Here is a 14,624-nt window from a genome sequence, read left to right on the forward strand (position 1 = left end):
GGCGGGCCGGGCGAGCCCGCCGGGCTCCGGCAGGGCGATCCACTGATCACCGAGGCGCTCCGGCCCGTCGCTCTCTCTCCGTGAGTCGGCACCTGGGGCTGGTACGGTCTCCGGGGCCGCTTCGCCGAGACTGTGCTGATTCACGGCGGTTTCCTTGAGCGAACCGGGACAGATAGTTGGCTCAAAATGTTCATTTCCCAGGCCGCATCTGGCTGCGGCTCGGTCTCGGTTGAACTCTTCGACGCCGACTCATTGCCTGAATGCGGGCTCCATGGCGGTCAGATGAGGCGACGTCAAATATCACACGCGTACGTGACAATGGATGTTTCCCGACGAATTCAACCGGTGCCACGGCAGGGCACTCAGGCCGGGCTTTCTGGCACGGCTCGGTGACTAGCATGGCGGCGTGCCCGACCCGGAAGGGTCACGAGTGGCGCCCACCGCCGCCCTGATCAAGGGCGACCTCCAGTCGTCACCAGGACTGCTGCCGCCAAGGACCGAGGGACCCCGGAATGTCAGTGCCTGCCCGCCCCCGCCAGCGCCGGAGTGCGAAAGGGGCGCGCTCCTCGCCGGCCGTGTTCCCTGCCGCGCTCCTCGTCACTGCCGTGAGCGCCGCGGCCGTCATCGTCGTGGCCCCCGCCGAGGCCCGCGGCTGGGTGACCGGCACCGCGGCAGTCGCCTGGGTGTGCACGGCGCTCCTCGTCGCCGTCGCCGCCCGCCTGCTGCGCACGGCCCGCCGGGACGCCGCATCCCGCAGCGACGAGCTGGAGATGGCCCGCAAGCACTGGATGCAGCAGGGCGCGGAGACCTCCCAGCTGGTCAACGTCACCCTGCCGGGCCTCGTGCATCAGGTGAAAGGCGGGACCCGGACCGACGATGCTCTCGCTCGCGTCACACCGCCGTCCGATCCGCACCTGCGCCAGTTGCTGGAGGTCTTCGCCACCGAACTCGACGCGCTGGTCCGCAGAGCCGTCCACGCCGAGTCCGAACTGGAGACCCTGCGCGGCGAACTGGCCCAGGGCAGCACCGAACTCAAGCGTCTGACCGCCGAGACGCTGCCCTCCGCCGTCGCGTTGCTGCGCGAGGGAAGCTCCGCGGACACCGTCCTGGCCAAGTTCGACTGGCCGCGTAGTCCGCTGCTGCGCGACCCCGCCGAGTGGTTCGTGCGTGAACTCGCCTACAGCGAGCGCCGTTCGGCCGCCGCCCAGGCAGCGTCCGCCAAGGCTCTGAGCCGGGTGCAGGCCAAGACCGTCAGCATGCTCGCCGACCTGCGCGACATGCAGGAGCGGCACGGTGAGGAGGTCTTCGGCGACCTGCTGCGCCTGGACCACAGCACGTCGCAGCTGGGCCTGATGACCGACCGGCTGGCCCTCCTGATGGGCGGCCGTTCCAGCCGCGTCTGGAACAAGCCGATCGTGGTCGAGAGCGTTCTGCGTGGCGCGGTCGGCCGGATCGCCGCCTACCGGCGGGTGCGCCTGCACAGCTCCAGCAAAGCCGCCATCTCGGGCTTCGCCGCCGAGGGGGTGATGCACCTGCTGGCCGAACTCATGGACAACGCTGCCAACTTCTCGCCGCCCATCGACGAGGTCCACGTCTACGTGGAGGAGCGCAGCGCCGGACTCGTCGTCACGATCGAGGACAGTGGCCTGAAGATGTCCGACGCCGCCATGCATCGCGCGGAGGAGGCTGTCGCGGGCCGGGTGACCGACCTGGCCTCGTTGCAGGGCACCCGGCTGGGGCTGGCGGTCGTGGGGCGGGTCGCCTCCAAGTACGGCATCAGCGTCAACTACCGCCCTTCCTCGCGCGGCGGCACCGGCGTCGTCGTCCTCCTGCCGCCTCAACTGATGGCCCAGCAGCGCGAGCCCGTCGCCCCGGCGAGTCCCCGCCGCAGTCGGGAAGCGGCAGCCTCCGCGCCGGTCCCCGCGCCCGGACCGGCCCCGGCCGCGGAGAAGCCGCTGCCGGTGCGCTCGCGCACAGCCGACACGGACACCCCCGCCGCCGGCTCACGTGGGCGCGGCCCGGCTACTCCGGGGGGCCTGCCCGTGCGGGCCCCCGGCCGCACCATGGCCGAGGCGGAGCGGGGACGCCCTCGGCCGGCAGCCGAAACGTCCCCGCTCAGCAGGGGGAGCAGGGCCCGGCTCGCGACGCGGGAAGCCGCTTCGGCGCCTTCCATCGCGGTCGGCACGGCGCCGGGGAAGCCGGTACCGATGACCCGCAGGAGGCCTCGCGCGACGAGTAGGCCGCGCACCCCAGCCCACCGGGCGCCCTCGCCCACCACTCCCGTACTGATCGCCCCACCTCGTTGGATTGGAGGTACGGGCCGGGTGACCCGCGAACGGTCGCACCCCGCCCCACCCACCATGGAGACCACTGACACCAGCCTGAGCTGGCTCCTGACGAACCTCATGGAGCGCACGCCGGGCACACGCCACGCCCTCGTCCTGTCCCGGGACGGGCTGAAGCTGTGCTGGACGGAGCACATGACGCTCGACCAGGCCGACCAACTGGCCGCCATCTGTTCCGGAATCCAGGCGCTGTCCCAGGGCGCCTCGGTGGAGTTCGGCGACGGCACCGGCGGCGTGCGGCACGCGATGACCGAATTCCACGGTGGCCTGCTGTTCATCGTGGAGGCCGGCGACGGCGCCCACTTGGCGGTCATCGCCGACGAGAGCGCCGACCCGGGCGTGGTGGGCCACCAGATGACCGAACTGGTCCAGCAGATCGGCGAGCACCTGCGGGCCGAGCCCCGTACTCCCGCCAGCAGGGGTGCCACCACGTGATCCGCAAACCCGTGGACATCGGTGATCCCGACCGGCTCTACATGGTCACGGGTGGGCGCAGCGAGGCCGACGACTTCTTCGACCTGGTGACGCTGGTCGTCAGCGAGAGCGAGCCCGCCTCCGGGATGCAGTCCGAGCACGCCCGCATCCTGGAGATGTGCCGGCATCCCACGGCCGTGGTCGAGATCTCGGCCGAACTGGCGCTGCCCGTCACCGTGGTGCGGATTCTGCTCGGCGACCTGCACGACATGGGCAAGGTCAGCGCCCGCCATCCCCGCGCCGCCGAATCCGTCGCCGGCCTCCCCGAAACCGCCCTGCTCCAGGAGGTCCTCCATGGGCTCCGTAACCTCTGAGCTGCCTTCGCAGCGCACGCCGCTGGCCGATGCCGCCGAGACCGGCCTGAAGATCGTCGTCGTAGGCGGTTTCGGTGTCGGGAAGACCACCATGGTGCGCTCCGTCAGCGAGATCCGGCCCCTGAACACCGAGGAGGTGATGACGCAGGCCGGGTACGGCATCGACGAGACCAAAGGCGTGGAGAACAAGAACACCACGACCGTGGCCTTCGACTTCGGGCGCATCAGCCTCAGCCAGCGCATGGTGTTGTACCTGTTCGGCGCCCCCGGTCAGGAGCGCTTCTGGTTCCTGTGGGACCGCCTGTTCTCCGGCACGCTGGGCGCCGTGGTGCTGGTCGACACCCGCCGCATGGAGGACTCCTGGTACGCGATAGACCGGCTCGAGCACCACGGCACGCCGTTCGTGGTGGCCGTCAACCGCTTCGACGGCGACGACGCCCGCTTCTCGCTCGAAGAGATCCGCCAGGCACTCGCCCTGGGCGAGCACGTGCCGATGGTCGACTGCGACGCCCGGCTCAGGTCGTCCTGCAAAGAGGTCCTCATCACCCTGGTCAACCACCTGTATGCGCTGGCACTGTCCCAGGAGAGCACAGCATGAGCGACACCTTCGGCTCCGCTCCCGGGGCCACGCCTCCGCCCGGCTGTCCGGCCCACTCCTCTGCCGTGCACCTGGGCGGCCTGGAATACCAGCAGACGCCCGCCCAGCTGTACCGCGCCCTGCGGCGCGAACACGGCGCCGTCGCGCCGGTGCTGCTCGACAACGACATCCCCGCCTGGCTGGTGCTCGGCTATTCCGAGGTCACCTTCGTCACCAGCCACGACGAACTGTTCGCCCGGGACTCCCGGCGCTGGAACCAGTGGCCGAACATCCCGCCGGACTGGCCCCTGATGCCCTTCGTCGGATACCAGCCCTCCGTGCTGTTCACCGAGGGTGCCGAGCACCAGCGCCGCGCCGGGGTGATCACCCAGGCACTGGAGGGCGTCGACCAGTTCGAACTGGCCCGCGAGTGCCAGCTGATCGCCGAGCAGCTGATCGCCGGCTTCTCCGGCAGGGGCCACGCCGAGCTGATGAGCGCGTACGCCCACGCGCTGCCGGCCCGCGCCGTGCTGTGGATGTGCGGCATGACGCAGGGCAGCGCGGACACCGAGCAACTCGTCGAGGACCTCCGGATCTCCCTCGACGCCGGTGAGGGCGACGACCCCGTGGCCGCCTACGGGCGTGTCGGTGCGCGCATCATGCAGCTGGTGAAGGAGAAGCGGGAGCAGCCCGGCCCCGACGTCACCTCGCGGATGCTGCTGGATCCGGCCGGGCTCACCGACGAGGAGATCGTCCAGGACCTGATCTCCGTCATCGCCGCCGCGCAGCAGCCCACCGCCAACTGGATCTGCAACACCCTGCGTCTGCTGCTCACCGATGAGCGCTTCGCGGTCAATGTCTCCGGCGGCCGGGTCAGCGTCGGCGACGCCCTCAACGAAGTGCTGTGGCTGGACACACCCACCCAGAACTTCATCGGCCGCTGGGCCGTGCGCGACACCCAGCTGGGGGGCCGGCTCATCCGCGAGGGAGACTGCCTCGTGCTGGGCCTCGCCGCGGCCAACACCGACCCGCAGATCTGGCCGGACTCCCACGTCGGTGCCGAGAACTCCGCCCACCTGTCCTTCAGCAACGGCGAACACCGCTGTCCCTACCCCGCCCCCCTCCTGGCGGACGTGATGGCGAGGACGGCCGTCGAGACGCTCATGGAGCATCTGCCCGACCTGGTGCTGGGCGTCGAACCGGAGGAGCTGGCCTGGCGCCCGTCCATCTGGATGCGGGGACTGAAGTCCCTGCCCGTGGAGTTCACCCCGGCAGCACACTGAGGGCTGTCCCGTCCTTCCCGGCGGGCGCGCGACGTCAGCCACGGCACCTCGCCGCGCTGTCGGGTCGTCCGCATACATCCAGTATGCGGACGGGCCCTCCGCCTTGCGATGCACCGCACATGACGCCGCGCGCCGATCCACCGGGAATGACGGGACAGCCCTCAGGCGCGCCGCCGCTCAGCCGTCCGGTCCGGTGCCTGCGAGTTCGCGGGCACCGGCCATTCACGGTGTACGGCGGCCCTGGTGGCGTGCGCCGCTGCCCTCCGGGAGTGAGGCGCGCCCCTTGCGCGGGTCAGGTGGTGACCGGCGTGAAGCGCACCGGCAGCGACTGCGGGCCGCGGGTGAACACGCCCTGCTCCACCGGGTCGAAGCCGTCGGCGAGCCGAAGATCGGGCATGGCGTCCAGCAGCTGGTTGACGCCGGTCTCCACCTCGGCCTTGGCCAGCAGGGCTCCGACGCAGAAGTGCCGGCCGAGCGCGAAGGCGAGATGGTCGGCGGCGGCGGAGAACGCCGATGTCGTGCTGAGGTCGTCGCGGAAGATGTCGAAGCGGTCGGGCTCGCGGTAGCGCCGCTCGTCCCGGTTGGCGGCGCCGATCAGACAGGTCACCGTGGCCCCGGCCGGGATGGTCCCGCCGCTGACCTCGACGTCCACGGCCGACTGGCGCATGATCATGTGGACCGGCGGGGTGTAGCGCAGCGTCTCAGCGAACGCCGCCGGAATCAGGCTCCGGTCCTCGCTGACCGCTGCCAGTTGCTCGGGATGCATCAGCAGATTGGCCAGGATGCTGGCGATCGCCTTGTCCGTGGTCTCACCGCCGGCGGCGAGCAGCAGACTGCAGAACGCCTTGATGTCCTCGTCGCTCATCCGGACACCGTCCACCTCGGCGGCGCACAGCGCCGACAGCAGGTCGTCGCCCGGCTTCTCGCGCCGCTCCTGGATGATCGGGATCATGTACTCGGCGAACTCCACCCGGGTCCGTTCCCCGCGGCCGTCACCTCCGGGTCGCCCGAGAGGTTGCCGAGGAAGGCGATGACGGCCGTGTACCACCCGTGGAAGCGGGTGTGGTCGGCCTTGTCCAGCCCGAGCATGTCGGCGATGACGTTGACCGGAAATCGAGTTGCGTAGTCGCTGACGATGTCGGCGGACCCGGAGTCGCGGAAGGTGTCTATGAGGTCGCGGGAGTTGCGTTCGATGACCGGCAGGAACTTCTCCTGGAGGTCGCTGCCCGGAAGGCGGGAGCAACCAGGGCCCGGCGCACCGCGTGCTCACGCCCGCTCATCTGCAGGATCGTCCTGCCGTGCACCGGCTCGAGCTGCCAGTTGTAGTTGTCCGTGGTGAACTCGGACTTCTTGTCCTTGAAGACGCGCTCGACGTCGTCGTAGCGGGAGAGGATGTAGCTCTGGGTGGCCTCGTGCCAGATCAGAGGCTCTTTCTCCCGCATCACCGCGTACGTGGGATAGGGATCCGCCGCGAACGCGGGGGAGAGGATGTCGAGAGGCTGCGCGGCAGCGGACACGGGACTCCTTGAGGTAGACGCTTGGTGCTCGAGGGTCACACTATTGATCTTTCAATGTCTCAAACAGTCGAGCCCTGGCCGAAGTTGACGGAGTGTCTGGCTCTTCTTGCGTGAGGAGCCCGCCCGTGGGCCGGGGGAGGACCACCACGGTCCCCAGGCCGTCTTCTGCCGCGTGGACGAAGACGCTCCCGGCCGCGGCGAAGACCGCCGCACGGTGGGGCACGTCAATGGTTCAGAACGGCGCACACCGCGCGCGTGACCCGTTCGGAGACGTCGCCCTGCCCGGGCACCGGCAGGAGCATGTGGCTGAGCGTGAGCCGTACGGCGAGGTCCGCCGCCTCCTCGCGCCGCGCCTGGCCGGCGTCGGGCACGGCATCGGTCAGCCAGGCGCTCAGCAGCTCACGTGCCGAGGAGAACACCGGGTCCGGCCGACTCGTCAGGAACGGAAGCAGGGCGTCTGTTCCCCCGCGTGCGGCGGTGAGCACGGCCCGGATGAACGGGTTGCGTCTGCCCTCGTCGAGCGTGTGCGCGACTCCTCTGCGCAGGGCACCGGCGACGTCGCCCCCGCCGGAGTCCAGCACGGCCGCGAGCCGGGTCAGGAACCGCTCCGTCTCCCGCTCCACCAGGGCCTGACCGACTCCGGCCCGATCGCCGAACTCCTTGTATATCGACGGCCTTGAGACCTCGGACCGCTCCGCCAGGTCCGCGACCCGCACCCGGTCCCAGCCGTTCTGCGCGGCCAGGGTCCAGGCCTCCTCCAGGACGCGCTCCCTCATCTGGAGGCGCCACGCCACGCGCGGCGGATGAGGCGGTCTCACGGCGGGATCGGCAGCGGCCATCGCAGCAGTGTGCCAGAGCGACCCCAGCCGACGGAGGTACGGGTTCCTTCGAGACGGATGCTGAGGGTGGCGCTCCATCGGAATTGACGCTGCGTCAGAATATTTACACTGCGCTGGGTTTGTCAGTGCCATGGGCGGCTGGCACGCTCGGGGCTCCCCCCAGTTGCGCCTCCGCCGCTTCCCTGAACTCGGCGGTGGAGGCGCAACGTCCCATAGAAGGGAGACCTCATGACGAAGCGCGGCGACGAAGATGCCCCGACGTGGCGTGACCCGAAGCGGTGCCTCTGGCCCCTGGCTCTGGTCGTCCCGACTCTGCCGTTTCAGGCGGCCGGTCTCGTCTCCCTGACGGGTGCTGGGGTTCTGTGGTGGTGGGGGCCGTTCTTCTCATTCGTCCTTCTGCCCCTGCTCGATCACGCCACGGGCAGGGACAGCGCCAATCCGCCCGAAGCGGCGATGGCAAGCCTGGAGGCGGACCGCTACTACCGCTGGTGCACGTACCTGTACCTGCCGCTTCAATTCGGTGCGCTGGTGTGGGCGTGCGATCAGTGGGCCGGCGGCACGCTGTCGGTCGCGGACGGCCTCGGCCTTGCCGCCACCACCGGCGTCGTGGCGGGGGTGGCCATCAACACCGCACACGAACTGGGACACAAGCGCGAGCAGTTGGAGCGGCGGTTGAGCCGGATGGCGCTCGCCCAGAGCGGCTACGGCCACTTCTACGTCGAGCACAACCATGGTCATCATGTGCGCGTGGCCACGCCCGAGGATCACGCCAGTTCACGTATGGGCGAGAGCTTCTGGCGCTTCCTCCCTCGTGCCGTCACGGGCAGTGCGCGCTCGGCCTGGCACCTGGAGCGGCGTCGGCTGGAGCGCCGCGGACGCCCCGTCGTCAGCCGGCACAACGACGTCCTGACGGCATGGGCGCTGACCGCAGCCCTTTTCGCGGTGCTGGCCGTCGCCTTCGGTCCGGTCGTCCTGCCCTTCCTGCTCCTTCAGGCGGTGATCGGGTTCTGTCTGCTGGAGACGGTCAACTACCTGGAGCACTACGGGCTGCTGCGACGGCGCCGTCAGGACGGGCGCTATGAACGTGTCACTCCCCGGCACAGCTGGAACAGCAACAACACGGTCAGCAATCTGCTGCTGTTCCAGTTGCAACGGCACTCCGACCATCACGCCAACCCGCTGCGCCGCTATCAGACGCTGCGCCATTTCGACGAGGCCCCGCAACTCCCCTCCGGCTACGCCACCATGATCGTGGTCGCCTGGTTCCCGCCCGTGTGGCGGCGTGTCATGGACCCTCGGCTCAGGGCGCACTACGACGGGGATCTGTCCCGGGCGAACGTCCGTCCCGGCCAGGGGAAAGCGCACGCGAATGCCACCCCGGAGCGTTCCTGACCTCGCCGGTGCGGCCCCGGCCGCCGGCTCCCTCTGGCGGCCGGGAGCGCACCGGCACCTCCGTCCGCGGACCCGTCGTTCCCGTGAGCGGCGGGTCCGCCCCGTGTGGCCGGTATCGGAAGATACAGATCGGTCATGGCGAGCTATGGATGTATGCCGACCGTCTCGGGTCGTGAGTCGCCCGCCCCGCAGAAAGCCCAGGACAGAGGGCATCTCCTCAGGCACGCCGATCCTCTTCAGTCGTTTCACATCAACGTAACGTCCGATACATCTAGCCAATTGCTGGGTCTTTCTGTAACTTCCCTGCTGTGTTGTCGACGGCAGGGGTCCGTCGGCAGAAATCCCGAGAGGTTCCGCCACGATGAACACTCGTCTCGCCCAGCGTGTCCCGGCCGCCGCCGCGGCGGCTCTGGCCCTCACCGCCCTCACCGCCTGCGGGGACGCCGACGACCCCGCTCCCGCGGCGGCGAGCAGGGTCTCCGTCGCCGGAGTGGAGATCAAGAAGGACCCGGCCCTGCACGACAAGCTGCCGGAGCAGATCAAGAAGGCCGGGAAGGTACGCGTGGCGACCGACGTTCCCTACCCGCCGTTCGAGATGTTCGTGAAGGAGGGGGAGAGCGAGCTCACCGGCCTGGACTACGACCTCGGTCGGGCGCTGGGCGCGAAGCTGGGTGTGAACTTCGCCTTCACTCCGCAGAAGTTCGACGGGATCGTGCCCGCCCTCCAGGCCGGCAAGTTCGACGCCGCCATGTCCGCCATCACCGACAACAAGGAGCGTCAGCAGGTCGTCGACTTCGTCGACTACTCCCAGTCCGGTTCCGGCATCCTCGTCGCCGACGGCAACCCCGCCAGGATCACCGACCTGGACGGCCTGTGCGGCCGGAAGGTCGCCGTCCAGGCCGCCACCAACCAGCTCACCCTGCTGAAGTCCCACCAGAGGGAATGTGCCGCCGCGGGCAAGGGGAAGATCGGCATCCTGACCTATCCCAAGGACTCCGACGCCCAGCTCGCCCTGCGCTCCGGCAAGGTCGCAGCCCAGGTCCTCACCAAGCCCGCCGCCGGCTGGGTGGCCAAGACCGCCGACAGCGGTAAGGCCTTCGACCTGGTGGAGGACCCCGCCGCACCGGGCGGCTACAACGCCTCGCCGAACGGCATCGCCGTCAGCAAGCAGCTGCCCGAGCTGACCGACGCGATCCAGAAGGCTCTCCAGAGCCTCATCGACGACGGCACCCTCACCAAGATCTTCGACAAGTACGGCGTGGCCTCGATCGCGGTGAAGGAAGCCACCCGTAACGCGGCGGTGGACTGAGCATGACCGTCACGAAGAACGCGCCGGAGACCCCGCACGCGGGCCGGGAGAGGGCACCGGAGCTCGAGGTCGTCCCGGTCCGCAACTACGCCCGCTGGTTCGCCGCGGTCGTGTCGGTGCTGGCGCTCGTCGGGCTCATCGGCTCGCTCGCCAAGAACGACAACCTGCGCTGGGACGTCGTCGGAGACTACCTGTTCGCGGATCTCGTCTTCGACGGGCTGAGCACGACGCTCTGGCTGACCGCCGCGGCCATGGCGCTCGGCCTCGGACTGGGCACGCTCATCGCCGTCATGCGGCTGTCGGCCAGCCCCGTCCTGTACGGCATCGCCACCGCCTTCGTGTGGGTCTTCCGTGGGACCCCGCTGCTCGTGCAGATCATCTTCTGGGGTATGCCGCCGCCCTCTACAAGTACGTGAAGATCGGCATCCCCTTCACCGATGTCACCTTCTTCCAGACGGAGACCAACACCCTGCTGACGCCTGCGGTCGCGGCGCTGCTCGCCCTCGGGCTCAACGAGGCCGCCTACGCCTCAGAGATCGTGCGCGCGGGCATCCAGTCCGTCGACCAGGGGCAGACCGAGGCCGCGCACTCGCTCGGTATGCGTCCCGCCCTGACCATGCGCCGGATCGTGCTGCCACAGGCGATGCGCGTCATCATCCCGCCGATGGGCAACGAGACCATCAACATGCTGAAGATGACCGCCTTGGTCTCGGTCATCTCCGCGCACGACCTCATGTCCAACATCCAGGACGTGTACGCCCAGAACTACCAGGTCATCCCCATGCTGGTGGTGGCGAGCCTGTGGTATCTCGCCCTGGTCACGCTGCTCGGCATCCCGCAGGCCTGGCTGGAGCGGCGCTACGGCCGCGGCACCGCCGGCCCCCAGCACGTGGCGCCCCTGCGGCGCCTGCTCGGCACAGCCGCCCGGCCCACTCGCGTGAAGAACAAGGAGGCGGGCCGGTGAGCGCCCCCAAGATGCACGACGGCAGCGCCCCGACCGGGCACGACCGCAGCGCCCCGACTGGCCACGACCAGCGCGTGGCGACGCGGCACGACGAGAGCGTGGCGACGCAGCACGACGAGAGCGTGCCGACGCAGCACGACCACGCGAGCGTGCCGATGGTGCACGCCGAAGGTGTGCGCAAGCGGTACGGCAAGCTGGAGGTCCTCAAAGGCGTCGACCTCACCGTCCGGCGCGGCAGCGTGTGCTGCCTTCTGGGCCCGTCCGGCTCGGGCAAGTCCACGTTCCTGCGCTGCATCAACCACCTCGAGAAGGTCGACGGCGGCAGACTCACCGTGGACGGCGAACTCGTCGGCTACCGCCGGCACGGCGGCAAGCTGCACGAGCTGAGGGAACGGGAGGTCGCCGAGCGGCGCCGTGACATCGGGATGGTGTTCCAGCGCTTCAACCTCTTCCCTCACATGACCGCTCTGGAGAACGTCATCGAGGCACCCGTGCGGGTCGCCGGAGTGCCCAGGGCGCGGGCCCGCGAGGAGGCCGGGCACCTGCTGGAGCGGGTCGGCCTCGCCGACCGCGCCGGCCACTACCCCGCGCAGCTCTCCGGTGGTCAGCAGCAGCGCGTGGCCATCGCCAGGGCGCTGGCCATGAAGCCCAAGCTGATGCTGTTCGACGAGCCCACATCGGCCCTCGACCCGGAACTCGTCGGCGACGTCCTCGACGTGATGCGCCGGCTGGCTGACGACGGGATGACGATGGTCGTCGTCACCCACGAGATCGGCTTCGCCCGCGAGGTGGGCGACACGGCCGTCTTCATGGACGAAGGGGTGATCGTCGAGGCCGGCGACCCGCGCCAGGTCCTGGTCGCCCCCGGGCAGAAGCGCACCCGCGCGTTCCTGTCGAAGGTCCTGTGAGCGCCCCCTCGCGGCAGCGGCCCCGCCCCGCCGACCTGCTCGGCCCGGCCCGTGGCCGTCTGCCGCAGTACCTGGACGACCTCGCCGAACTCGTGTCCATCGACTCGGGCTCCTACGGCCCCGGCGGTGTCAACGCCGTGGCCGACTGGGTGCAGACGCGCCTGACCTCGCTCGGTTTCGCCGTCGAGCGGATCCGGCCGCCCCGCGCCGACGGCCCCGGTGGCGAGGACCTCCGCACGGGCGACGTGCTGGTCGCCCGTAAGACGGGCCGCCTCGCCGAGGCGGACGGTGGGCGCCGGATCCTGCTGGCCGCCCACATGGACACCGTCTTCGAGGACGGCACCGCCGCCGAGCGGCCCTTCAGCCTCGTCGGTACCCGTGCGCACGGGCCCGGCGTCAGCGACGACAAAGGCGGCCTGCTGGCCGGCCTGACCGCGCTGGAACTCCTTCGGGAGCAAGAGGCGCGGGACTACGCCGAGTTGGTGTTCCTCGCCACCCCCGACGAGGAGATCGGCTCCCCGGCCAGCCGCCGGATCACCGAGGACGTCGCCCGAAGCGTGCACTACGCCCTGGGCCTGGAGTGCGCGCGGGAGAACGGGGACCTGGTGCTCGCCCGCAAGGGTGTCGCCGACTTCCGGCTCATCGTCACCGGACGCGCCGCCCACGCCGGCATCGAGCCCGAGCGGGGTGCCAACGCCGCCCTGGCCGCCGCGCACCTCGTGGTCGCCCTGCAGGCCCTCAACGGGCGTTGGGACGACGTCACCGTCAATGTCGGTGTCGTCAGGGCAGGACACCGCCCCAACATCGTCTGCCCCGAGGCCGAACTCCGCCTGGAGGTACGCGCGGTCACCGCCGCCGGACTGAGCAGGGTCAGGCGGGCCATCGAGGACGCCGCCGCCCGTCCGGCCGTCCCCGGCACGACCGTCACCGTCGAACAACTCGACGACTGCCCTCCGATGGAGGCGACCGCGGCATCGCACCGCATGCTTGCCGCGGCCGAACAGGCGGCAGCCGCACTCGGCTTCTCCCTCGGCGCCGCGGCCACCGGAGGCGTCGGCGACGCCAACCTGATCGCGGGCACCGGTGTTCCGGTCCTGGACGGTCTCGGCCCCGTCGGCGGTGCCGACCACAGTCCTCAGGAGTGGCTGGACACGGCGAGCGTGCCCGAGCGCGTCGCCCTGCTGGCCGCGCTGGTCATGTCCCTCGGTGACCACAGCGGCGACAACGGCGACAGGAGTGCCTGACCACCGGGCCCCGGCCGCGTAGCGGTCCGGCCGGTGGCCCGGATTCCACAGCGACCCTCCGACCACCTCTCAAGGAGACACCATGCGCGATCGCTCCCTGCCCGGCCGGCGCCACTTCCTCGCCGGTGCCACCGCCGTCGTACTGATCCTCACCGCCGCGCCCGCGGCCCAGGCGACCGTCCGCGCCGGCAGCGCACCGCGGACGGGTTCCCTGGTCCTGATCGGCGGCGGGCTCGCGCCCGACAACACGCAGGTGTACGGCGAGATCATCGAGCGGGCCGGCGGATCCCGCGCCCGCATCGGCGTCCTCACCGCCGCGTCCGTCCCCGAGAGCCAGGACCCGCACGCCGACGACCCCGAGAAGTGCAGCAACTCCGCCTGCAACGGTGCCTATTACGCCGGACTGTTCAGGAAGCACGGTGCGGCCGACGCAGATTGGATCCCCGTCGACCTGGACCACATCGCCAACGCCGACTCGGACGCCGTGGTCGACCAGGTCAACTCCATGACCGGGTTCTTCTTCGGCGGTGGCGACCAGTACCGCTACGTCACCACCCTCCTGCACGGCGCCCGGCACACCGATTCCAAGGTGCTCGCCGCCATCCGCGCCAAGCTCGCCGACGGCGCGGTCGTCGCCGGCACCTCCGCGGGCGCACAGATCGCCGCCGGCCCCGACATGGTCACCGGCGGTGAGTCCTACCGGGCGCTGCGGGACGGCAGCGCCCCCGGCTACTTCGACGACGGGACCCGGCTCGGCCACCTCCCCGAAGGCGGATTCGGCTTCCTGCGCTCCGGCCTCGTCGACACCCACACCGGCGCCTACGGCAGGGAGGGCCGGGCGCTGCGCCTGGCCGCGGACACCGGGCACGACCGCGTCTACGCCCTGCAGGAGAACAGCGCGCTCGTCGTCGACAACCCGGGAACGCTCCACGAGACCACGACCGTCCTCGGCAGCAACGGCGTGGGCGTCCTCGACCTGCGCGACGCCCGCGCCCGCACCACACCCGACGGCTGGACCCTCGCCCGCGCCCGCTACACCCACCTCACCGACGGCGACCGCTACGACGCCCACCGCTGGTCCGCTCAGCCGGCCCCCGGCAAGCGCCCCCTGATCGCCCGCACGACGTCCCCCGTGCCGGCCAACGACGACGTCTTCCACTCGCCCGACAACCCCGCAGGGGTCCCCTACTCCTTCCTGAGCACGGCCCAGGCACTCGCCGAGACCAGGAACCAGCGCACCGCCACGGCCACCACCTACGAGAACAAGCCCCGCTTCACCGTCACCTTCACCAAGCAACCCGGCTTCGCGGCCTGGACCAGCGACGGCACCACGGCGCGGACGCTCGTCGGACTGCGTATCGACGTCGCACCCCGGTGACGTGCCGACTCCAGCCCGCGCTCGGCGGCCCGGACCGGCAGGTGCCTGCGGCCGGTCCCGGCCGCCCCTGCGGGCATTAG

The 14,624-nt window shown here is 70.4% G+C and carries 12 protein-coding genes and 1 pseudogene; 11 read left to right on the forward strand and 2 right to left on the reverse strand.

The window, feature by feature from the left end; translation table 11 throughout:
* Positions 1-605 precede the first annotated feature (605 nt).
* The 4 genes from DC008_RS34620 to DC008_RS34640 are packed head-to-tail and all read left to right on the forward strand — an operon-like array spanning position 606 to position 4,993.
* On the forward strand, positions 606-2,780 hold the full coding sequence (locus DC008_RS34620; RefSeq protein WP_341867317.1) for a roadblock/LC7 domain-containing protein: 2,175 nt from the start codon (positions 606-608) through the stop codon (positions 2,778-2,780).
* Positions 2,777-3,133 carry a DUF742 domain-containing protein gene (locus DC008_RS34630; RefSeq protein ID WP_108705098.1) on the forward strand — a complete coding sequence of 119 codons (357 nt, stop codon included), beginning with the start codon at positions 2,777-2,779 and terminating at the stop codon, positions 3,131-3,133. Before DC008_RS34620 ends, DC008_RS34630 begins: the two co-directional genes overlap by 4 nt.
* The gene (locus DC008_RS34635; RefSeq protein ID WP_062668330.1) at positions 3,114-3,731 is read left to right on the forward strand and encodes a GTP-binding protein; all 618 of its coding nucleotides are present in this window, start codon (positions 3,114-3,116) and stop codon (positions 3,729-3,731) included. The genes DC008_RS34630 and DC008_RS34635 overlap by 20 nt, the downstream gene beginning before the upstream one ends.
* Positions 3,728-4,993, forward strand: coding sequence for a cytochrome P450 (locus DC008_RS34640; protein WP_108710413.1), 1,266 nt, complete (start codon positions 3,728-3,730; stop codon positions 4,991-4,993). Before DC008_RS34635 ends, DC008_RS34640 begins: the two co-directional genes overlap by 4 nt.
* A 292-nt stretch (positions 4,994-5,285) precedes the next feature.
* Here the strand turns inward: DC008_RS34640 and DC008_RS34645 are convergent.
* Together DC008_RS34645 and DC008_RS34650 are read right to left on the reverse strand one after the other, a co-directional pair.
* Positions 5,286-6,510 (reverse strand): annotated as a pseudogene (locus DC008_RS34645) (cytochrome P450).
* A 224-nt stretch (positions 6,511-6,734) separates the two neighbouring features.
* Positions 6,735-7,286 carry a TetR/AcrR family transcriptional regulator gene (locus DC008_RS34650; RefSeq protein WP_164492418.1) on the reverse strand — a complete coding sequence of 184 codons (552 nt, stop codon included), beginning with the start codon at positions 7,284-7,286 and terminating at the stop codon, positions 6,735-6,737.
* Between the two features lie 291 nt (positions 7,287-7,577).
* Here DC008_RS34650 and DC008_RS34655 point away from each other — a divergent pair, with 291 nt between their 5' ends.
* From DC008_RS34655 to DC008_RS34680, 7 genes are all read left to right on the forward strand, one after another.
* Complete coding sequence (locus DC008_RS34655; protein WP_108710415.1) at positions 7,578-8,741, forward strand: alkane 1-monooxygenase; 1,164 nt, start codon at positions 7,578-7,580, stop codon at positions 8,739-8,741.
* A 361-nt stretch (positions 8,742-9,102) separates the two neighbouring features.
* A complete protein-coding gene (locus DC008_RS34660; protein WP_108705094.1) occupies positions 9,103-10,050 on the forward strand; it encodes an ABC transporter substrate-binding protein in 948 nt (315 codons plus the stop codon).
* A 2-nt stretch (positions 10,051-10,052) separates the two neighbouring features.
* On the forward strand, positions 10,053-10,466 hold the full coding sequence (locus DC008_RS36180) for an ABC transporter permease subunit (RefSeq protein ID WP_244221469.1): 414 nt from the start codon (positions 10,053-10,055) through the stop codon (positions 10,464-10,466).
* The gene (locus tag DC008_RS36185; RefSeq protein WP_244221470.1) at positions 10,463-11,014 is read left to right on the forward strand and encodes an amino acid ABC transporter permease; all 552 of its coding nucleotides are present in this window, start codon (positions 10,463-10,465) and stop codon (positions 11,012-11,014) included. The genes DC008_RS36180 and DC008_RS36185 overlap by 4 nt, the downstream gene beginning before the upstream one ends.
* A 155-nt stretch (positions 11,015-11,169) precedes the next feature.
* Complete coding sequence (locus DC008_RS34670) at positions 11,170-11,922, forward strand: amino acid ABC transporter ATP-binding protein (protein WP_108711003.1); 753 nt, start codon at positions 11,170-11,172, stop codon at positions 11,920-11,922.
* Positions 11,919-13,166 (forward strand): M20 family metallopeptidase, encoded by a 1,248-nt coding sequence (locus DC008_RS34675; protein ID WP_108710416.1) that lies wholly within the window; start codon positions 11,919-11,921, stop codon positions 13,164-13,166. The genes DC008_RS34670 and DC008_RS34675 overlap by 4 nt, the downstream gene beginning before the upstream one ends.
* A gap of 82 nt (positions 13,167-13,248) precedes the next feature.
* A complete protein-coding gene (locus DC008_RS34680) occupies positions 13,249-14,544 on the forward strand; it encodes a cyanophycinase (RefSeq protein WP_108710417.1) in 1,296 nt (431 codons plus the stop codon).
* Positions 14,545-14,624: the final 80 nt, after the last annotated feature.

Origin of the sequence: Streptomyces nigra (assembly GCF_003074055.1) — a bacterium.
GTDB lineage: Bacteria > Actinomycetota > Actinomycetes > Streptomycetales > Streptomycetaceae > Streptomyces > Streptomyces nigra.